Source organism: Aureimonas psammosilenae (genome assembly GCF_009176975.1).
GTDB lineage: Bacteria > Pseudomonadota > Alphaproteobacteria > Rhizobiales > Rhizobiaceae > Plantimonas > Plantimonas psammosilenae.
This window is the reverse complement of the sequence record NZ_WEZG01000004.1, coordinates 194608-214135: the sequence shown is the minus strand read 5'-3', so window position 1 is coordinate 214135 and position 19528 is coordinate 194608. Positions and strand designations below refer to the sequence as shown.

The 19528-nt window shown below is 65.4% G+C and carries 15 protein-coding genes; 2 read left to right on the top strand and 13 right to left on the bottom strand.

Annotated features, from left to right (window positions below; genetic code table 11):
• Window positions 1–13 precede the first annotated feature (13 nt).
• The 6 genes from F9929_RS09730 to F9929_RS09705 form a co-directional block, all read right to left on the bottom strand.
• Window positions 14–1729 carry a hypothetical protein gene (locus F9929_RS09730; RefSeq protein ID WP_152046362.1) on the bottom strand — a complete coding sequence of 572 codons (1716 nt, stop codon included), beginning with the start codon at window positions 1727–1729 and terminating at the stop codon, window positions 14–16.
• Entirely contained in the window at window positions 1729–3876 is a 2148-nt protein-coding gene (locus tag F9929_RS09725) for a glycosyl hydrolase family 28-related protein (protein ID WP_152046361.1), read from the bottom strand. Before F9929_RS09725 ends, F9929_RS09730 begins: the two co-directional genes overlap by 1 nt.
• A complete protein-coding gene (locus F9929_RS09720) occupies window positions 3877–6054 on the bottom strand; it encodes a hypothetical protein (protein WP_152046360.1) in 2178 nt (725 codons plus the stop codon).
• A complete protein-coding gene (locus F9929_RS09715) occupies window positions 6054–7397 on the bottom strand; it encodes a hypothetical protein (RefSeq protein ID WP_152046359.1) in 1344 nt (447 codons plus the stop codon). Before F9929_RS09715 ends, F9929_RS09720 begins: the two co-directional genes overlap by 1 nt.
• 9 nt (window positions 7398–7406) lie before the next feature.
• Window positions 7407–7967 (bottom strand): hypothetical protein, encoded by a 561-nt coding sequence (locus F9929_RS09710; protein ID WP_152046358.1) that lies wholly within the window; start codon window positions 7965–7967, stop codon window positions 7407–7409.
• 287 nt (window positions 7968–8254) lie between these two features.
• A complete protein-coding gene (locus F9929_RS09705; protein ID WP_152046357.1) occupies window positions 8255–8515 on the bottom strand; it encodes a hypothetical protein in 261 nt (86 codons plus the stop codon).
• Window positions 8516–8738: 223 nt separating this feature from the next.
• On the opposite strand from F9929_RS09705, the gene F9929_RS09700 reads away from it, so the two are divergent.
• The gene (locus F9929_RS09700; protein WP_152046356.1) at window positions 8739–9341 is read left to right on the top strand and encodes a recombinase family protein; all 603 of its coding nucleotides are present in this window, start codon (window positions 8739–8741) and stop codon (window positions 9339–9341) included.
• Window positions 9342–9722: 381 nt separating this feature from the next.
• Here the strand turns inward: F9929_RS09700 and F9929_RS09695 are convergent, their stop codons facing one another.
• The 6 genes from F9929_RS09695 to F9929_RS09670 form a co-directional block, all read right to left on the bottom strand.
• Window positions 9723–10274, bottom strand: a complete 552-nt coding sequence (locus tag F9929_RS09695; protein WP_193227682.1) for an HNH endonuclease — start codon at window positions 10272–10274, stop codon at window positions 9723–9725.
• Between the two features lie 346 nt (window positions 10275–10620).
• Window positions 10621–13065, bottom strand: a complete 2445-nt coding sequence (locus F9929_RS09690; RefSeq protein WP_193227681.1) for a DUF5906 domain-containing protein — start codon at window positions 13063–13065, stop codon at window positions 10621–10623.
• Window positions 13066–13315: 250 nt separating this feature from the next.
• Entirely contained in the window at window positions 13316–13639 is a 324-nt protein-coding gene (locus F9929_RS09685; RefSeq protein WP_152046353.1) for a hypothetical protein, read from the bottom strand.
• A gap of 225 nt (window positions 13640–13864) precedes the next feature.
• Complete coding sequence (locus F9929_RS09680) at window positions 13865–15043, bottom strand: site-specific integrase (RefSeq protein ID WP_152046352.1); 1179 nt, start codon at window positions 15041–15043, stop codon at window positions 13865–13867.
• Window positions 15044–15722: 679 nt separating this feature from the next.
• Complete coding sequence (locus F9929_RS09675; protein ID WP_210251321.1) at window positions 15723–16370, bottom strand: LysR family transcriptional regulator; 648 nt, start codon at window positions 16368–16370, stop codon at window positions 15723–15725.
• A 47-nt stretch (window positions 16371–16417) separates the two neighbouring features.
• A complete protein-coding gene (locus tag F9929_RS09670; protein WP_193227680.1) occupies window positions 16418–17212 on the bottom strand; it encodes a potassium channel family protein in 795 nt (264 codons plus the stop codon).
• Window positions 17213–17364: 152 nt separating this feature from the next.
• Here F9929_RS09670 and F9929_RS09665 point away from each other — a divergent pair, with 152 nt between their 5' ends.
• Window positions 17365–18564, top strand: a complete 1200-nt coding sequence (locus F9929_RS09665; RefSeq protein ID WP_193227679.1) for an App1 family protein — start codon at window positions 17365–17367, stop codon at window positions 18562–18564.
• On the opposite strand, the gene F9929_RS09660 is transcribed toward F9929_RS09665, so the two are convergent.
• Window positions 18521–19501 carry an alpha/beta fold hydrolase gene (locus tag F9929_RS09660; RefSeq protein ID WP_152046349.1) on the bottom strand — a complete coding sequence of 327 codons (981 nt, stop codon included), beginning with the start codon at window positions 19499–19501 and terminating at the stop codon, window positions 18521–18523. The genes F9929_RS09665 and F9929_RS09660 overlap by 44 nt on opposite strands.
• Window positions 19502–19528 lie beyond the last annotated feature (27 nt).

Sequence of the window (19528 nt, the reverse complement as noted above, 5' to 3'; positions counted from 1 at the left end):
CGACGCGCCCGCTTCATTCGCTGCTGTCGTAATGAAGCACGACGGAGCCGAGCCGATGCGGCCCGACGCCTTCGGAGCGCAGCTCCAGTCCGAAATGGGTCGATCGGCCCTGCGCCCATATGCGGCCCGACCCGAACGATGTTTCCCGAACGATGGCGATCCGATCGAAGATGGCCGGCGTTTGCGGACGAAACGAGATGCCGATGCCCCAGGCGCCCGTCGCCGCGACGTCGACCCCGGTGAGGGCCTTCATCACGACGGGCGTATCGGCGTCGAGGTAGGGCAGGCGCGCGACGGCAACGGTATCGTCGTGGACCGCTTCGACGCCTAAGCCGCCATAAACGTAGATCGTATCGCCGGAACGCAAATAGGTACGGCGGTTGAAGGTCATGGCCTCGTCGATCGTGAAGCCGGGCGAGTAGGTGGACCACGCGCTGACCTCCGATCCGGGGAAAAACGAGAAGACGAAAATCCGATCTTTGATGATCAACCAGAACCGTCCGTCTCGCGGTTCGATCAAGCCGACGATCCGCCTTCTTTCCGCTTCCGTCAGCTCGCGGATGGCGTCGGTAACAAGATCGTCCACCGGTATGCCGATATCCGTCGTGGCAGCCGAATTGGACGCATCGCGAGCCCGCAAGCTCCGCAGCCCGCTCTCGTCGAGGTAGAAGAGATCGTTGTCGCCGAACTGCGTCACGCTGCGCGGCGACGCGGTGCCCGTGTTGTTGAGCACCTGGGCCTGCTTGTTGAGCTGCGGATCGGGATCGACGTACCAGATCTGAATCACGCGCTCGGCGAAGATCGCGACGAAGCTCTGGTACTTCGCCAGCGCGGTCAGCTCTTCGGAGCCCGAGCTTTCCGAGGACATATCGACGAAACCGGCGCCCGCCACGTCCGTCGTCCATTTCGTCGGCTGCTGAACGCCCGAGAAGTGCGTGTTCGGGCCGGAGACCGAATACATCTTCGAGCCGATCGTCTTGACGAAGGGGCCGGGCTGGTAGGTGTTGGCGGGGCTGACGCCGCCTTCAATCGAAAGACCGCTGTCCGGCGACACGGTGAAATCACCAGACGTCGTGAATGTCACAGGGCGCCCGTTCGGGCCCGGGCCGCCTTCCGACGCGCGGATGTTGACCTTCGTGCCTTCGACCGTCGCCGTGTATTCGGGATCGCTTTCCAGCGCATTAATGCTGGCGGCGATCGCAGAAGCCGTCGCGGTCGCGGTGCCGGCCCAGGCAACGGCCTGCGAGATCGCCACGCCGTTGACGAGCACCTGAATGGTGGCGCCGCCGTTGGCTTCCACCACGTCGAAGGACGCACGGGCGCGCCCGTCGAACCAGTCGCGGATGAAATCACCGTCGTAGAAGTGAATCATACCACCATCGGCAACCTCGGCGGAAACGTAGAGCTTGCCGGCGTAGAGATCGAAGGAATGGATTCGCACCACCGGCGAACCGCTCGGGATCTGCAAACGCTGATAGCGGACGCCTTCAGGCAGTCCGGCCGGCGTTTCTCCCGAGCCGAACACAACGAGCCCGCCGCGATCGTAGGCCAACCCGACCGTGCCGGCCGGCAGCGAGAACTCGGGCACGAAGGCCGCGCGCTGTTCGAACTCGCCGCCCCGGTTGATGTGCCCATTGCTGGCCTCGACGAGAACGCCGCCGGGCGACGTCTCGGGCAGGCGGCGCGTATCGAGACCGCCGGTGAACTCGCGAACCCAAATCGTTCCCATCAAGCCGCCCTCCGCACTTCCAGGAACGTGTTGACGGTCGCAAGGGCGCTTCTCGCCTGCGACGAGTTGATACCGATCCGAATCACGTCGTCCTTCTCAAGCCAGGTCGTGTGTTCGATCGCCGCGACGACGGGCGCATTCTCACGGAAGAAGGGGGAGAACGACTTGATCGGGCTCCCCGAAACCGCGTTCTTCTGAATGTTGATGGTCACGGTGTCGTCGATGGCGACCGAGCTGCATTGGATCGATGCCGAGATCGCCCAAAGCCCCGCGCTCGGAACGACGAAAGCGCCGTCGGCAAGGTTGTCGCCAAGATTGCCGATCGTCGAATCCGTCGTCTCGAAATTGATGATCCGCAGACTGCCCGCGGTCAGCGTCTGGCTGCCGGATTTGGTGAACCGCCCGCCGTAGCCCGGCTGCATGTTGCCGGTGCCGAGATCCCGAACCTTCGTGGCGACCTCGGGCGTATAGACGTTGTCGTTGGCGACCACGACGCCCCGCGTGTTGGCGCCCAGCGTGACGGCGGCTCCCGCCGCAGCGCCGCCGTTCGGCGATGTCCGACGGAACGTGTTGCCGGAAACGACGCCATAAAGAACGTCGTCCAAATAGACCGAATCTGCCGCATAGGTGCTCGACAGGTTCTCGAAGTCGTTGCCGATCACCTTCACGAGGTTCGACCCGCCCGACACTTCGATCTGCGCCGCAGCGGCGGACGTGTGAAGCTGGGAGTAGAGGACGTTCCCCGAAATGACGATCTGGGACATCCGCTTGACGAGGATGGACCGCACCGAACAGTTGATGTGGGACCCGATGACGGAGAAATGCGGGTCGCCGTATGAACTCGTGCCCTGGCCCACGACGCCGTAATTGCAGCCGACGATCTGGCACCCGTTGACGAGAAGGCCTTCCATGTCGTTGGCCGTAACGCCGTTGTTGGAATGGAAGATCACCGAGTTACTGAGGTTCAAGACGGTCGGATGCGGGGACGTTCCGCTGTCATTGTGGAAGCGGATGCCATGCGTCGAGTCGTATTGCGGCTCGCCACCGCTCGGCCCGCCCGTCACCTTGCCGGCGAAGGTGAAGGTGTCGATGAAGACGTTCGTGCAGGCATCGAGATCGATGCCGCGCGTCCAGCCCTGCTGAAAGGCATTCGTGTCGCGGCCGATCAGGACGTCGCGGATCAAGACCGACATGCATACATCGGAGCCCGTCTGCGCGCGCTTGATGCTGAGGGCGACGCTGCCCGCCACGTATTCCCGAGCGATGAGGGCGATGCCGCGAACCTGACACGCCTCGCGCGGATCGCCGCTGTTGCAGATATTGGATTGGATGCCTCGCGAGGCGGACCCGGCCCACACCAGTTGCGTGACGGCCGGCCCATCGCCGAACAGGACGAGATTGCCAGTCTTGGTCAATGCCCGGGTCAGAACATATTTTCCGGCGGGCACGTAGAGCACGTTGTTGGCGGCAAGCGCGGCCTCGAAGGCGGCCGTGTCGTCGGTGGTGTTGTCGCCCTTGGCGCCGTAGTCCTTCACGGAGGGCGCACTGGTGGAGATCGCCGGAAGCTGCGCCTTGGGGACCTTGCCGTCGGCGTCCAGCCCCGCGATGCCGTCGGGCTTGGCGCGCAGCCCGGTGATGGCCTGGCGCGTGCGCAAGGGGCTCATCACGACGCCCGTGGACGTGCCGGCAACGGCCTGGGCCTCGGTCGCGAACAGGACGCCGCCCCCGCCGGGGACCGGATCGGGAATCGCGTCGATGGCCGCGGCAATGGCGGCGTCGGTCTGCGCGCTCGTATAAGCGTCCGCGATGCCGTAGCCCGCCAGCGACGAGGGCTTGCCCTGGATAAGCTCGTAGGTCAGCGGCAGCGCGGTGGAGCCGTCGGACGCGGCGATCAGCGTCAGCTTGGCGAGCGCGGCCTGGAACTCCGGCGTGTCGAGCCGCAAACGGAGCGCGGCATCGAGGCTGTCGAAGGTGACGATTTTGTTCTTCAGCCGCCCGTCCGAGCGCCGGACGTCCTTCAGCGCTTCGACCGTCTGCGCGACGCTCTGCGACACGTTCAGAAACTCGACGTTGAGCGGGGTCGCCGGGAAGAACGACGGGTTGCCGGTGAAGCTGTAGGACGGCGTATATTTCACGGGATCGGCCACTTATCGTCCTCCGACGGCTGGGATGGTTGCGAGCGCGCCGCCGCTGAGGATGGCGCGGGTCAGTTCTTCCTTCGGGATCGCCCGATCCGTCGCGGCGCGCCGGGCGCCCTGGTAGCCCATGATCGCGTCCAGAAGCTCGTCGCGCTCGGCGCCCTGGCGGGACACGGCGTCGCCGAACTCGGCGCGCATCTCTTCGGCCGAACGCGCGGCGCGGCCATCGAGAACGCCGTCGGCGAGACGCGCGAGAACGCGCTTGCCGTCACCCCACAAGCCGGAGGCCGGATCAACGGCGGTGCGGGCCGCGCCGCGTTGCCCGTTGTATTCGCCCATGCGCTCCTGGCGGCGCGCGGTGGCGCTGTTGCCGGTGATCGCGTTGGCGCCGTTGGCAAAGCGCGTTTCGGTGCCGAGCGCATCGAGGAAGGCGGCAGCGCGCTCGTCGTCGCCGAGCACGAGGCCAAGCTTCTCCCTGTTCCAGCCGATCTCGAACTTGCCGCGCGCGGCCGTGGCATCGCGGCGCGCCGTGCCCATGATCTCGGAGAGCTGGTCGCGCGCGCCGATCTGGAACGCTTGGCGCTCGTCGTCGGACATCGCCGCGAGGCGCTGGCGAAGCTGGTCAGGGCGTGTCGAATTGTCGAACACGTCTTGCCCAAGCGACATCGCGTCTCGAACGCGCGTCGGGCCTGCCCAGGCCGCGCGGGCGGCGGCATAGTCGGGATTGGCGGCGTCGAGTTCGTCGATGAAGGCGCGCTGCACGTTGTTCACGGCGCGCCCGCGCGGATCAAGCTGCAGGCGGCCGGTGACGGGATCGCGATAGCTTTCGATCGTCTGATCCAAGCCCTGCTTGGCAGCGTGAAGCGTGCGCATGTTGGGAACGCCGGTGAGGATCGGGTCGCCGGCCTCGTCGAAGCCTGTCACGGCGAAATCCAACGGGTTGAACGGCGAACCGTCGGCGAGGCTTTCCAGGCGCTGCAGCTCGACGCCATCGCGCAGACCCTTGCGCACAATCGGCTCGTCGATGAATTGCTGCAGCCGATCGTTCCATTCGATCGGCCGGCCAAGCGCGGCGTCGTAGGCTGGCCGACTTTCGCGACCGCGGCGCGCAATGATGTCGTCGACCGTTTCGGCCATGTTCCGTTGCGGTCCGAGCGCCTCGTCGGCGGCGGCGACGATGCGCCCGGGCGCGCCAGCGGTACGCTCGCGCAGCCGATCGCGGATCTGCCGATTGCCGGCGCCGGGCGCGTTGGCAACGGCTTCCGCGCCGCCGGAAAGGTTGTCGCCGACATCGAGCAGCATCGCGTCGGGCCCCATGCGCTGAACTTCGGCGCGTGCCGCGTCGGGGGAGAGGGCGTCGCGCTGCAACTCGCGCCCGATCTGGTCAGCGGTACGCCGGCCGATGCCGACGGGCGGAAGGATGTCGCGCGCCGCGCGGGCGCCGTTGAAGGCTTCCACGCCCTTGCGCACGCCGGCCGCGCCGATCGGCACGAGCGCGCCGACGCCGGCCCCGATCCCGCCATTCAAGATCAGGTCTTCGAGGCGATCGTCGAGGCCGCTGCCGCCGCCGAAGCCAGCCGCGGCACCGGAAGCCGCGCCCGCCGCGCTTCCGCGAAGCGTGTTCGCCAGGAGGCCCGCGCCCGAGGAAAAGACGCGCGGCGCTGCCGCCGCGCCGGTGGCGAATCCGCCCGCCATCTCGGTCGCCAGGCTGGTCAGGGGCGCTTCCTGGCGGCGGCGATCCAGCTCTTGGCGCTGAAATTCCTGCCCGAAATCGAAGGCGTCGCCGACGTCACCGCCGCGAAGCCCTTCCGCACCGGCGAAGATCGCGGAAACGAGTTCATCGCCGAAATTGAGGCTTTGCCCTTGGGCGAAGGGGCGCGCTGCACGCGCGACGTCGCTGACCATGCCGTCAGTCTCGGCACGGGCGCGAAGGGCTTGCATCTGGATCGCCTCGTCGCGCGAGCCGGCCGGCGCGGTCCGCTCGACGCCGATCTCGGGATGGTCAGCGACATAGGATCGCCCGTCGCCGCCGTGGATGATCACGCCGGGCGGCGGTTCGGGCGCAACGAAGCCGCCGGCAGGGGACGGCGCCGACGCTGTGAACCGCTCCCACGGCTTCGGCGCGCCGCCGGCCGATCCGGTCGGCTGCGGGGCGTCCTTCTGGTACTTCTCCCACGGTCCGGGCATCAGAGTTGCTCCCAGCTATCGGGGGAAGAGGGGTCGCCGCCGCGGAAGCGGAAGCCGTCCACGATGGACCCGGGGGAGGGCGTGGCGGCCGGGGCAGCGCTCGGCGCTTCGTTTCCGCCCGCTCGTTCGATCATGGCGCGAAGCCCGGGCGAAAGGATCGACTGCCGGTTCAGGGCGCCGAGCTGGTCGCGCGCCTGCGCCGCATCGATCCGGCCGTTCTGGTAGGCGTTCACGATCTCGCCGCGCCGCACATTCACGTCAGCCTTGGCCTTCATCATGCCGACGATAAGGCGGTTCGCTTCCGGGTCGTTGCGCAGGCGCGGCAGGCTCCGCACCATGCCGTTATATTCGATGTCCGACGTCGCGCCGGAGCCTTCGACGCGAAGGCCGGGCGCGGCGCGGGAGATGATCGACTGGAAGGCGGCCCCGGCCGTGGTCGCCTCGGGAAAGTATTCTGCCAAACGTCCGACGATCGGGCCTTGCGGCGCCTGGTCGATCAGCTCGCCGAGAAGGCCGAGATCCTGTTGCAAGCCCGACGCGGTGGTCGCGGCGCCTTGAAGATCGCTCCACCGCTTGCCTTCGGCCTCGTCGAGCTTCTCGCGCAACTTCCCGTCGCCGCCTGGTCCGGTATTGACGTTCACGAGCGGGGAGCGCGGCGCGGGCTGCGCGCCGGTTCGCACTGCGGCGCCTGGGCTCATGTATCGCGGCCGGCCGTCGGGGCCGATCGCTTCGACGGGCGCGCGGTCGCCGATGATGGCGTCGAGCATGTCGTCGTCGGTGAGCAGACCGCGGGCGCGCAGGTCCTGCCGCTCTGCGCCTTTGACTTCGGTTTCGGACATCGGCGAGCGGTTGCCCTGCGCGACCGGCAGCGCGCCGGGCGCACCGTAAAGCGCCGCGATTTCGGACGGTACGGCCGGGCGAACAGCGTCTTGCGCAATCGGGCCGTACCAGCCGGCGAGGCTTTGCAGGCGCTGCTTCTGGACATCGCCCGCAACGGTCGCGGCGTTCGTCGCGATGGCGCGAGCGTTGTCGGCTGTGTTGTTGAGGCGCGACGCTTCGAACGAGCGATCGGTGCCATAGCGCCGGTCCGCACTCTCTACGTCGACGGCTCGATAGCTCTGCGAAGGAGTGAAAGCGCCAGATGCGATCCCGAATTGATCGATGATGGACGGCGAGGCGCCTTCGGCTGTCATGCGAGCATAGGATTCCGCTTCGCGCTTCGCCTTCTCGTTCCGCTCGTTGGCGAGCGCCCATCCTGCCGCCTCGGCACCGGACGGCGGCGCGAACATCTTCGACAGGTTCGTGATCCCTTGGGCGATGGCGGGGTTTTGGACGATCGGCATAGCTACCCCTTACTGGCGGACGACGCCGACGCCGTTGTCGGCGAGCGCGTTGCGAAAACGAACCTGGCGGCGAAGCGGATCGCCGCGCGCCTCGATGCGCCGACGGCGGAAAATCGCGTCCAGTTCGTCCGCGAGGATGGTGGCATGATCCAGGCGGTCCAAGATCATCGCCAGCGGATCACCTTGTCCGTTGGGCAGGGCCGCGTTTGCGACGAGCCCCGACGCAGCGCCCATGCCGAAGAGAATCGCTTCGGGCGCCATGCGATGCGCCGCGGTGATCGTCGGATCGCAGGCTGCCGCCATGGCGATGCGCAGCTCGTCGAGATCGCGCGCATCGGCGGCGGCAAGCTCGCCGGTCAATATACCGGCAATCACCTGGCGAAGACCCTCGGCGACGCCCGAGAGACCGAGTTCGACGTCGGCGGCGAGGTGGAACAGCCGGAGGGCTTCTCGGGCGCGATCACACGGGACTGGTGCGCTGCCTTGTACCGCAGGCTGTATCGCGAGCGGTGATGGGGCTGCAGGCGGTTCGGGCGGGGGCGAGGCGTCAGGGCTCGATTTCGTTCGCATGCGAACGAGCGTAAATATACAGGTATAGATGTCAACTGAATTTCAGTTAAATTCGCGCAGATTTTTTCCGGTATACTAGTTTGTCAATGTATATGTATGTCGTTTGTGGCACGATTGCTTTTCAGCGCCACAAATTTTAACGAGGGGTTGCCGCGGTTTCTACTGACGCGTTCGGAGTGCAGGCAGGGGGTGGACCGGGGGCCGGGCGGAGGATCTGCCGCATGGCGGCCGTCTCGGCTTGCGAAGGCAGAACGCGATACCGCGAGCAGGTGAACAGGTCGTTGGGCTTAGTTGGTGCGGCCCGTCAGGCAGCGTTCATAGGCGGCTTCGGCGCTGACCTTCGCCTGCTGTTCGGCCCATGCATCGCTATAGGCACTCTCGTGAAGCTCGAACGTGCTGGCGAAAGTATTGCGGGCGTAGCCGGTGCAGAACGCGGGCGTGCCGCGCGCGCCTGTGGCTGGCACTAGGCTATAGGACTCGAACGGCGATCTCGTAGGAGTGGCGGACACGCAGCCCACCAGCGCCAGCAGATTGGCGACCGCGGCCATCGCTCCTAGCCTCGTTAGCCGCATCGCTCTGTTCCCACGTTTCGACAACATCCTAGCCAACAAGCCGGGGTGAAGGCCGCGGTTCCAGACCCCTGTCGTTCCACAGGGCATGGTCCAGCGGACCGTTCCAAATCATAACGAAGGCCGTTCCATATAGACCACTATTGACATTTGGAACGATAGATTGTGAATGTCATAGACGTCATTGGAACGGATGGACGTCATGCTTATCGGATACGCCCGCACTTCCACGTTGGAACAGGAAGCCGGCCTCGAAGCGCAGGTGCGCGACCTGACGCAACTCGGCTGCGAACAAGTCTTCTCCGAACAGGTCTCGTCGATCGCCAAACGGGACCAGCTCGAGGCGGCGATGACGTTCGCACGAAAAGGCGACACGCTCGTCGTCACGAAGCTGGACCGATTGGCTCGCTCCGTCGTCCATATGGGTGAGATTGCCCAACGGCTCGACGCGAAGGGCGTGGCGCTGCGGGTGCTGGCGCTCGGCACTGGCGAAGGCGGTCTCGACACGTCGACCGCGACCGGGCGGCTGATGTTCAACATGCTCATGTCGATCTCGCAGTTCGAGCGCGAGATGATGCTGGAGCGCCAGCGCGAGGGAATCGCCAAGGCGAAGTCGGCCGGGCTCTACAAGGGCCGCAAGCCGACCGCGATGGCGCAGGCGGAGAAGGTGGAAGCCTTGGCGGCGAGGGGCCTGTCGATGGGCCAGATTGCCGCCGAGATCGGGATCGGCAAAGGAAGCGTCCACCGCATCCTCACGGCGAAGGCCAAGGTTGGCGCGCGAGACCCATTGATCGCAGTGGCCTGAAGCTGCAGCGCGCCTGATAGCGTGGTCCTTCGTGGCACAGGGGCAGGCTGCGAAGGGCGGCTCGGCGGTGCGAGGTTTCCGCCGAGCATCTGCCGAAGCGACAATGCAGCACCAGGCCGCCCCTAATTCACAGCCGAAAATATGCAGCATGCCGATTTCTTCAATCAAATCAGCGTCTTGCCGATACCAAATATTCAGCAACTCGCTTCTGAAAGACGCTTCGGTGCTGGACAAGCTGTCCAGGTTTAGCGCCGACAGCTTCTCTAGCTGCCGGGGATCGCATATCGACCGTCCGCTCCGCGTTGACGACAATTGGCCTGATTGCTTAATACAAGCAATGACTTAACGACGTCAGACGGGCATAAATTGCCGCTGACGCCATCAGGTGAACGCGTTGGGAGATTTCGCCGCGATCAGAGTCGCTTCGCGTTCCGCTCGCGCCGCAAGCCAAGCTTGATGCGCCGCTACATACGTCTCGAAAGTCCCAAGCCATATCTGGCGGCCGTTTACAACGATGCACGACCACCATTTGCCGTTTTTCGTCTTATATGCGCCCGCCAAACCCGGACGTTTCCGCCCCGCCGACACGGCAATGTCGCGATGAGCGGCCTCCACCAGATTGTCGAGCAGGTTCGCGCTGCGATCACCGTTCTGATGGCGCACCTCTAGCGTTGGGGCAGCTCCGGTCAGCAAAGCATACGCAACGCGGTGCGCCAGGAGGCGGTAGCGCTCACCACGCAACGTCAGGGTTCCGTGCCGCGGACCGTCATTGCCCATGCGGGCGTTAAGCGCGGGCCTGCCGGCCCAGGCGCCGTTGAAGATCCGCGCCCCTCGCTCCGTGGCGAAATGCGCCTCGGGTCGAACTCGCCAGAAGAGCTTGCCCGTGGCCGGTTCCAGCCGGAAGCACTCTTGAAGGATATCAAGCGGCGGCATCTTGGCGAATGAACGCCCGGCCCCGGAGGGATATCGCCCTTCGGCTAAGCCTGCGCGAACGGCGTCACGGGTCTTTCCCCGCTGACACGGGGTCGTCACAGGCACCCGTGACAGGCAAGCGTCTGAAAACGCTTCGGAAAACGGCCTGTCACGCCTGTCACGCCTGATTTCGGCCAACTCGTTTATAGGAATTTTACGGATGTCCGGTTCGCACATCGACACGTCGTTCTATAGAATTGAATACTGAATAGAATTAGCTGTGACAGGCGTGACAGGCGTGCCAAGCCTTACGCCACAGGGCTTTCAGCGACACAGGGTGTCACGCCTGTCACGGGGCAAGCTGCCATCAGGGCCAATCGAGCCTGACGCCCAAATGCTCTTCGAAAAGTTTCCGCGCTTCTTCTCTTGGGGGGAAGGTACGAACGCGCACCCGGTTCTCAGATCTCGGTTGCGTCGAAGGCCCGAGCCGGAAGATCTTCTGGAGATGCTTCGCCAGCACCGTCTTGTCGACGTGGGCGTGATTCCGCCTTCCGGTGTCCTTTTCATATCGGCTGTGAAGGAACTCCACCGAGACGACGAGCGGCTGGTCGGGCTCCTCCCAGATCGTGCCGTCGGAGCCGAGAAGCTCGTCTTGAATCCATCGATCCAACGGCGAGGCCGAGGCGACCTTCTGGCGCCATAGCGCTTCGGTGTCCGGAACGTCCCTGACCTCGAAGCCTTCGAGAGGGTAGCCCTCGAGATAGCGTTTCAGGCAGGCGGGGCCGTCCCCCTCCATCTCGGCGCGCAAGGCCCCGAACCACGATCGGTCGCCTCTTTTGTCGTCCGTCACGTCGAGCACCAGATAGCGCCGCTCGTCGTCGGAGGCCGGCACCACGTGCTCGGCGTTGGACGTCGCGATCAACCGGAGCTGCGACTTCATCATCATGATGTTGACGCCCTTTGGTTCGATCGCGATCTCGGACGCCGTGATCAGCGATTGCAGCGTCGATTGCTCTTCGGACTTGTTCTTCCATACCAACTCCTCCGCATGGATGAGGAGCTTGCCTCCCAGGTGCGCGTTGAACCGGCCCATGAGCTGCGAAGGGTGGGAAACCTTGACGTAGTATGGGCCAAGGAAGCGGGCGACGTAATCGCCGAGCGTGTCCTTGCCGACGCCTTTTCGGCCTTTGAGGATCACGGCGACGCCAGGCTTCTCGCCCGGCCGCTGCACCATGTGCGCCAGCCAGCCGAGAAGATAGGCCGCGACCTTATCGTCGCCGGCGCAGACGACCTCGCGGATGTGGCGTAGGATCAGGGCGCAGCCGTCTTCGGGCTTCGGCCATTCGCGTCGCGTCCCGAGGACCGGAAAGCCGCGCCACATGTTGAAGATACCGGGCCGCACGCCGTTCGGATCGAAGTCCACGCCCTTCAGGAACTGCCAACGCTTGTCGTGCGCCCACCAGATCTCGCCTTGCGTGGACTCCTTCTTCCCGTTCATGACGGTGCGGTTAGCGTATCTGTCGAGAAAATGGGCTTTGCGCGAGAACGTGATCTCCGAACCGTCCTCAAGGTTCACGACGAACGCGTTTCCCTTGTCCATGACGAAGGCGTGGCGCTTGTTCAACTCGCGGATGAACACGGGCGCGCTGGCGTCGTCAGCCTGCTGATTCCCGTTCGCGGCTTCATTCGCTGCAACGCTCTGCAGAGCAGGGCTTTCGGGACGACCTTCTCCGCTTTCCAGCCCTGTGCGACCAGGCTCTTCGAACCATGTCTCGACGATCTCACGGTCCTGAACGTATTCGGGATCGACGTCGCGCATCAGCTTGAGCAATGTGCCGGCCGACGTGTCGGTCGGCGGCGAGCATGTTAACCGATGCCATTTCTGGTCGGTCTTCTCGGCATCGTAGAACTCGTGCTTCGCGGACCAGGCGTGGAATGCCTCCAGCCCGTCGACCGAAGCCCACGAGCCGTCGTAGAACCCCATGCCGACGCGAATCCACTTGGCCCAGGCGTCCGCCTCGTCGCGGTACGGCCCATTCGGGATCAACCGCGCGGCGTCCGACAGCGTCTTCGCCGACAAGGGCTGTTGCGTCTTGAACCCGTGACGCTCGTCTCGCAGCGCGGCACCGCGTTGGTCGACCGAAACCCCGGCAGCCTTGGCAGCCTCTTCCAGCGCCGCAAGCGCCTCGTCCAGATCGACGTCTCGCTCCGCGTCGCCGCCGACGATCCGGCATAGTCGCGGCTCGCCTTTCGTGTGCCATGACCCCGGCCAGCGCATCGGGTGTGCCACGCTGACGCCTGTGGCGTCTGCCCCTACCAGATCGCACGCGATGCGCCGCGCCCGGGTCAACGCCAGAAGCGTTTCCCTGTCGGTCGCCGGCTGCGCCAAGCGCCAGTATACGTGACGCTTTTCCTGTTTCGATCCGTCCGGTGCGGTCCACACGCCGCCGCTCGCGACGATGATGGTGGCCGGCCCCAGAACGCCTTCGAGTGTCGCCAAGCTCTCCGCAGGGCGGCTGTCGAGCTCGACCGCGATCACCGGTCCCGCGACGACGTTGGCGGCCGACGCGGCGCGGGCTTCGCTGGCGTTCTTCTCGTCGCCGAACAGCGCAACGGGCGGTGAGAACACGGCGCGTTCGTCGCCCGTGCGCCGCGCGAGATCGGTCGCCATGTTCGCGGACCATTCAACGGCCTCGTTGCCGTTTGGCCCCCAGGGGCACCAAGCTGATTGCGCCGGCCGCCCCGACTTACCCGAGTGCTCGAAGCCGCGCAGCGCCACCCAGCCCTTCACGCCGGCGCAGTGCCGGAACACCAGATCGACGAAGCGCCGCAGCTCGGCGGTATCCGCACGAAGAGGCTGAGGTTCAGACGTCGCCTCGATTGAGGGCGCACGCTTTTCGTTAATCGGCGCGACCGAGCGATGCTGTTCGCGAACGGCGGCCCACAGATTGTCAGGTTTGCCCGAAGGCTCTACAATATCCACGTGAAGAATATCCAACGACGCTTGCGGATGGCACCCGGGCGTCGTTTCTTTTTGAGGAAACGGGAAAGGGCTTAGCCGATCACTCGGCCCAGGCAGCACGCGAGCGCTCAAGCCGCCCAGCGAGCGCCTTTCCGTTCCTGTCGGATGGTGTCCAAGCCTCCGCACCGTCCAGTGCCGCGGCGAGGCTGGCGCTCTCGGCCATCGTGCGGCCGGCGAACTTGCGAAGGGTCAGCTTGCCCTTCTGCGCGAGCGCGTAGAGCGACGCTTGCGAAACGCCGGCGATGCCGGCTGCTTCCTGCATGGTCAAAAGCGGTCGATCGCGCCACGGCACGACAGACGAGTTATGGAGAGATGCTGCCGACGAAACGGCGGGCGCGGCTTGGGCTGCGTTACGGCTTGCCATGTCAAAGCTTCCGAATGGCGAGCATGTGGAAGTGCTCGCTGAGGTTATCTCATTCGATCATCGGCAATCTAGCCCGCTGTTTCGCTGTTGCAGCGTGAATATGCTTTTAGAAACTCAGTTCGTCAAGTGATGCTTGTGATTTACATTGAACCTTCAAGCAACGTGTTACAAACGACATACAAAGACGAGGTAGAACCGGCGTAAGGGTGCAGCGGTCAATCGGGGTTATGATCCGTCCTCTGGCGCAACGGTCGCGGCGAAGGAGATGGTCGCGCGCCGGGCCAGATCCTCGGTCGCGTCGACGATGAAGGCCGCATAATGACGTTCGACCATTTCGACGCTCGTGTCGTGAAGCGCAGCGACAAGGCGGATCGGCAGATTCGCTCGCAGGCCGCGCACGATCGACGAATGGCGAAGCGCATACATGATCGTGTCCACCGGCAGTCCTGCCCTCTTCACGGTCGCTGCCCACGGCCTGTCGATCTCATAGGCTGGCCCCCAAGCACGGCGCTCGTGCCGCTCCCAGCGTGCCGGCTTCTCGGCGCGCCGATAGGCCCAACGCATTAGAAGCGGTTCATCCGGGGCCCGGCCGGCCGTCGCTGCCGCCATTCGTTCGATGTGGTCGGGCGCGAGGGGCACCGCGACCGGGGCTTTCGCTTTGGCGGCGCGCCCCTTCTTCGAGCCGCCGATCATGATGCGCGAGGCCGCCGGCTGCAGGCTGCCGACCTTCAGCGCGCGGAGCTGCGAATACCGGCCGCCCGTCGCCGCGGCGAGCATGACGAGCCGGCCGAAATCGCCCGTATCGTCGATCTCGAATGCCGCTGCGACGACGCGCCGAACCTCGTCGTCCGTCAGGAGCTGCTTGCGCGCCTCGTCTTCCACCGCAACGGCGCGCGTGCCGACGCGGATCTCGTTCGGCAGGTGCGCCGGCAACTCGCGACGGTGCGTTTCAGCGGTAGAGTTCAAGGCCGCGCGGACATCGTTCAGCAGCCGATTGAGCGTTGCGGGCGCCAGCGTCGGGCCTTCGTCTTCGTCAGGCGCTTCGCTGCCGTCCCGCACGGCAAGCCGGCCGCGCCAAGCTTCGATCGTCGAGGCGCGCAGCTTCGACAACGAGACTTTGGCGAATGCCTCGTCGGACAGCGCATGTTTTCGCAGTCGCCCCTCGGTGATCCCACCGGCGACGGGCGAAGCCTTTTTCCGGCGGGCGGCATAGTTTTCGATCGCGGATCGCACCGTCGGTCCTGCCACGGTCCAGCCGGCCTCCTTCTGACCTTCGATGGTGGCGTAGCGCTGCCGGCTCCATTCGATCGCGGCTGAAATCGCGGCGCGGAAGGTCAACGAGCCGAGCGGAGCGCCATCGTCGTCCGCACCAGCGAGCCGTTCTTCGATCCGCTTCCCTTCCACGACGATCTTCGCAATCCAGGCGCCGGGTCCAGACGTTGGCTTACGATATCCAATCGAGACGCCCCCTCGGCCACCGCTGACGCCTTGCCAATACGGATTTCGCCGCGCCTGAAGCCGCACTCTCTTCGAAGGGGTATCGATCTCGCTCGCCGCCAATGTCGGGCCTCCATCCGGCCGTCCCACAGATCATCCCACACAGACATCAGTGAACGCCTACGACGTCAATAACAGGTCAAACGACAAAAAGCCCGCAGAAGCTGGCTTTCAGGGGCATCATAGACGTCAGAAGAGAGTGGTTGAGCGTTGGGCCTTACCCTCCGAAGGCAGAGGTCACAGGTTCGAATCCTGTCGGGTGCGCCAGCTTCTCACATGCTGAACCTTGCCAGGGTTGAGGTCGTGGGTTCGAATCCCTTCGCCCGCTCCAAATTTTCAAAAGAAAGCAGTGAGTTGGGACGGCCGTTCAGCCTGATCCTTCAGGTTGATTCGATTTGGTCACCACTAGATCACCACCGATCCTTTCGTGGTGACCAGCGATGCGCGTCGTAAATTTCCCCGTTCACCCTGCATCCCCCGCCTTTCGATAGAGGTAGGCGCTGGTCGAATCGCCGCCCAAGACGACTCGCTCACGGCTGCACGATTGTCCGACCTGTGCCGACCGCTCTGGAAAGCAGCGTCCCGATCAAGATTCTCTCAAGCAGTCGATCACCGCGCGAACCGGCGCGGCGGCTTTCATATCCGTGTGGAAGACGAGCCAGACTTCGCGCAGGAGCGGCGGATCGTCGGAACGGACGAGGACGAGCGCTTCGTCCTCACCGATCATGAAGTCCGGCAGCATGGCGATGCCGACGCCGGCTCGGGCGAGCGATGCCTGGATGCCGACATGGTCGGCGTGGAAGGCGAACCGATCCTTGCCGGCAATGCGCCCAAGCGCCGCCTGCTGCGGCGATCCGGCCATCGGTCCATCGTTGCCGATGAAGCGCCAGTCGGTCTCGCTCGTTTCGGCGAGATAGGCCGGAGCGGCATAAAGGCGGAAGGCAATGGTGCCGAACCTGACGCCCGTGAGTTCGCCGCGCTCCGGTCGGCTGAGGCGCACCGCGATGTCAGCCTCGCGTCGCTCCAGCGAGGCAAGGTGAGCCTCGCCGAGAAGGCGAATGGAGAGACCGGGATGACGGCGTCCGAGTTCGGCCAGCTTCAGCGCCAGCACGGCGGCGGCATAGGCCGCAGGCGCGCTGATCGTGACCTCGCCGGCTAGTTCGGAGCGCGCGCCGGCCGCCAGCCGCTCCAGGGCCCGTACGTCCTCTCCCATGCGTGTCGCGAGCGCTGCCACACGCACGCCGTCCGGCGTCAGCACCCGTAGCAGGTCGTTGATTTCCGCTAGTCGGCACCCTCGTCCGGGATGTTGAGGAGGATGCCGCAGGCCTTGCAGTGGACGGCGTCCGCGTCGTGTCGCGACAGGCCGCATTGCGGGCAACGAAACCGCACCTTGGAGGGGCGGAACAGGACCTGCGCCAGCCGCAGGAACAGCGTGACGCCTGCGATCATGATCACCACGGTGATGATCCGGCCGACCGTTCCGGGCAGCGTGATGTCCCCGAAGCCGGTGGTCGTCAGCGACGTCACCGTGAAGTAGAGGGCATCCATGTAGTTGCGGATGTCCGGGTTGCGCTCCGCTTGCGTCGCGTAGACGACGCCGGTCATCACGAAGATGAAGACCGCAAGGTTGATCGCGGCCAGCACCGCTTCCTCGTTGCGGCGGAAGAACCGGCTGTCGCCCCGCAGGCGCTGAAGGAAGCGGTAGTTCCGAAGAAGCCGCAGCGTGCGCAGGATGCGCAGGAAGCCCGCCCCTTCGCCAAGCGCCACGCCGAAGAAGGACACGATCGCGACGAGGTCGGCCCAGGTCGAGGCATGGAGGAACTCGCGAAGGCGTCTGCGGCTGATCGCCAGCCGGGCCAGGAAGTCGGCGAGGACCACCAAGCCGAGAAGCGCGCTGAGCGTCTTGAACATCGGGCCGTGGGACGTGAACGAGGTGACGATCACGAAAAGGATGGTCAGAAGGTCGAAGGCGAACAACGCGTAGCGAAAGCGATGCGCGGCGGCGCTCTCGCCCTCGTAGAGCTCGCGCAGCCTGTTGATCGCCGATGTGCCGCTTAGCCGTCCCGTTGTGGTCATCGATCCTCCCAATGCTCAGCGCCGATGTTGTGGCGCAACGCCGGCGCGTTCGGAAGTCGGGTGGCGACCGAAGGGGCTTTTGCGAGGGACGAGTGGCGGGTTCGCATGCCTCCCTCTTGCCCCGAGGTGCGAACCTGGCAAATGAAGCGGGCATGAAGTTCGAGCGAACAGCGCTGCGGGCGGTCGGCGCCGCAGCCAATGCGTGGAATGACTGGCGTTATCGCATCAAGCTGCGGCTCGGGTTGGTGTCCCGCCCGCTGCTGCTGCCCTATCGCGGCTATGCGGCGAACGGCCGGCTGCGTTTCGGCGGCCGCGTCGTGGAGGACGAGGGCGTCGTGAACGCCCCGCCGAGCCTTTCGCGCTGGACCAACCTGAAGCGGACCTTCCGGCGCTACGAGACCGACGAGATCCGCGACGCGCGCGTGGAATGGCGGATCGGCGATGCCCGCGGCACGGCCGTGACCGACAGGGATGGCTATTTTCATGTCGACATCGCGCTTGCGCCCGACGCCCTCCAGGCACCCTGGGCGCGCGTCGACATGACGCTGACCGGCGCGCCGGGCTACGGCTTCGAGCCGATGGAAGCCTCGACCTATGTGCGGGTCGTCGAGGCCGAACCCGAATTCGGCATCATCTCGGACCTCGACGACACGTTGATCGAGACTGGCGCGCAGAACCTCCTGAAGCACTGGCGCACGGTGTCCTTGAACTCGGCGGAGGGCCGCGTCGCGTTTCCGGGCGTCGCCTACCTGTTCCGGGCGCTTGCCGCCGGACGGAAGGGTGCCGACACGAACCCCATCTTCTATGTCTCGTCGAGCCCGTGGAACCTCTACGATCTGTTCGAGACATTCATGCAGCTTCGCGACATCCCGGCGGGTCCGATGTTCCTGAAAGACTTCGGGATCGACAGGACGAAGTGGCTGACCGGCAGCCATCGCCGTCACAAGCTCGCGGCCATCGAGCGCATTCTGGCAAGCTACCCGTCGCTGTCGTTCCTCCTGATCGGCGACACGGGGCAGGACGACGCCGTGATCTATGCCGAAGCCGTCCAGCGTCACCGCGACCGGATCGTCGCCGTTTATCTTCGCGACGTGACCCCGAGCGGCTTCAGCCCGTTCGTTCGGCGGGCGATGCGGCGTATCCAGCGTCACGGCGTGCCGCTCGTCGCGTGCGAGACCCTGGACACCGCCGCACTCCATGCCGAAGAGGCCGGACTGGTGGATGCCGGCACCGCCGGACGGATGGCGGAGGAAGTCCGCGGCGATCTGGAAAAGCTCGAAGGCTGGCAGTGGCCGCGGCCCTTCGGCCTCACACGCCCTGCCGATCGAGAAAGCGAAGAGCCAAGCGGTTGAAGCCGTCCGGGTCGTCGAGCGAGGCGACGTGCCCGGCCGGCACCCATTCCAGATGCGCATCCGTCAACGTCCCGGCCAGTTCCGTCATCTGCGCGACGATGGAGGGGGCATCCCTTCTGCCCGCGATCAAAAGGGCCGGACACCGGATGCGGCCAGGATCGACCGGCAGTGCCGAAACGATCGCGCCGTAGGTGGCGACGATCGCCTCCGGGCTCATGTGCTGGAAGCCACGGATGAAGTGGCGCCGCGCCACGTGTCCCACCCATTGCGGTCCGACGATCCTCGATGCGATGCCGAGGCCCAGCCGCGCGGTCGCCGCCTGGCCGAGAAAACGAAAGGCGATCGGCAACAATTCCTGCGGGTCGAGACGATCGATCAGCCAACGAAGCCACGCGATCGAGGTGAGCGACGTGGGCGTATTGGAAAGCACGAGACACGCCACCCGATCGGGCGAGCGTGCGGCCATCTCCAACGCGACCATGCCGCCGAGCGAAACGCCGCAGATGGCGGCGCGCTGAATTTGGAGGGCGTCCAGAAGCCGGAAGGCGTCGCATGCGAGCCGCTCCACCGTCAGCGGGCAATGCCCCAGCGATGTGTCGCCGTGGCCGCGAAGGTCGGGAACGATCAGGCGCCGGCGCGGTGCGAGCGCACCGACTTGGGCTTCCCAGACCGCACGGGTCTGCACCGCGCCGTGCAGCAGAAGAAGCGGGCAGCCATCGCCGAACGCGCCGACGGAGACGTCATCGAACGCGACGACCACGTCACCCGCGACCTTCGAAAGCCCGGTCGGCGACGGCCTGCCTTCCTGTCCCGTTCGCTCCGATCGCAGCACGTCGCCCGTTCCAAATCCGTCGCCCCGCCCGCTTTCGATGATCCGCGCCGCGCGGTCAAACCGAGGAGGCGGGTCGAACCCGGCCGGATGCGGTCGAGCGAACATCCCGCCAACGGTTCTGGTCTGCGCCAA

Excerpts from the sequence above, each read along its gene's own strand:
- F9929_RS09685 (WP_152046353.1), bottom strand. The coding sequence starts at position 13,639 with ATGGCAAGCCGTAACGCAGCCCAAGCCGCGCCCGCCGTTTCGTCGGCA.
- F9929_RS09670 (WP_193227680.1), bottom strand. The coding sequence starts at position 17,212 with ATGACCACAACGGGACGGCTAAGCGGCACATCGGCGATCAACAGGCTG.
- F9929_RS09720 (WP_152046360.1), bottom strand. The coding sequence starts at position 6,054 with ATGCCCGGACCGTGGGAGAAGTACCAGAAGGACGCCCCGCAGCCGACC.
- F9929_RS09715 (WP_152046359.1), bottom strand. The coding sequence starts at position 7,397 with ATGCCGATCGTCCAAAACCCCGCCATCGCCCAAGGGATCACGAACCTG.
- F9929_RS09665 (WP_193227679.1), top strand. The coding sequence starts at position 17,365 with ATGAAGTTCGAGCGAACAGCGCTGCGGGCGGTCGGCGCCGCAGCCAAT.
- F9929_RS09660 (WP_152046349.1), bottom strand. The coding sequence starts at position 19,501 with ATGTTCGCTCGACCGCATCCGGCCGGGTTCGACCCGCCTCCTCGGTTT.
- F9929_RS09705 (WP_152046357.1), bottom strand. The coding sequence starts at position 8,515 with ATGGCCGCGGTCGCCAATCTGCTGGCGCTGGTGGGCTGCGTGTCCGCC.
- F9929_RS09730 (WP_152046362.1), bottom strand. The coding sequence starts at position 1,729 with ATGGGAACGATTTGGGTTCGCGAGTTCACCGGCGGTCTCGATACGCGC.
- F9929_RS09710 (WP_152046358.1), bottom strand. The coding sequence starts at position 7,967 with ATGCGAACGAAATCGAGCCCTGACGCCTCGCCCCCGCCCGAACCGCCT.
- F9929_RS09695 (WP_193227682.1), bottom strand. The coding sequence starts at position 10,274 with ATGCCGCCGCTTGATATCCTTCAAGAGTGCTTCCGGCTGGAACCGGCC.
- F9929_RS09700 (WP_152046356.1), top strand. The coding sequence starts at position 8,739 with ATGCTTATCGGATACGCCCGCACTTCCACGTTGGAACAGGAAGCCGGC.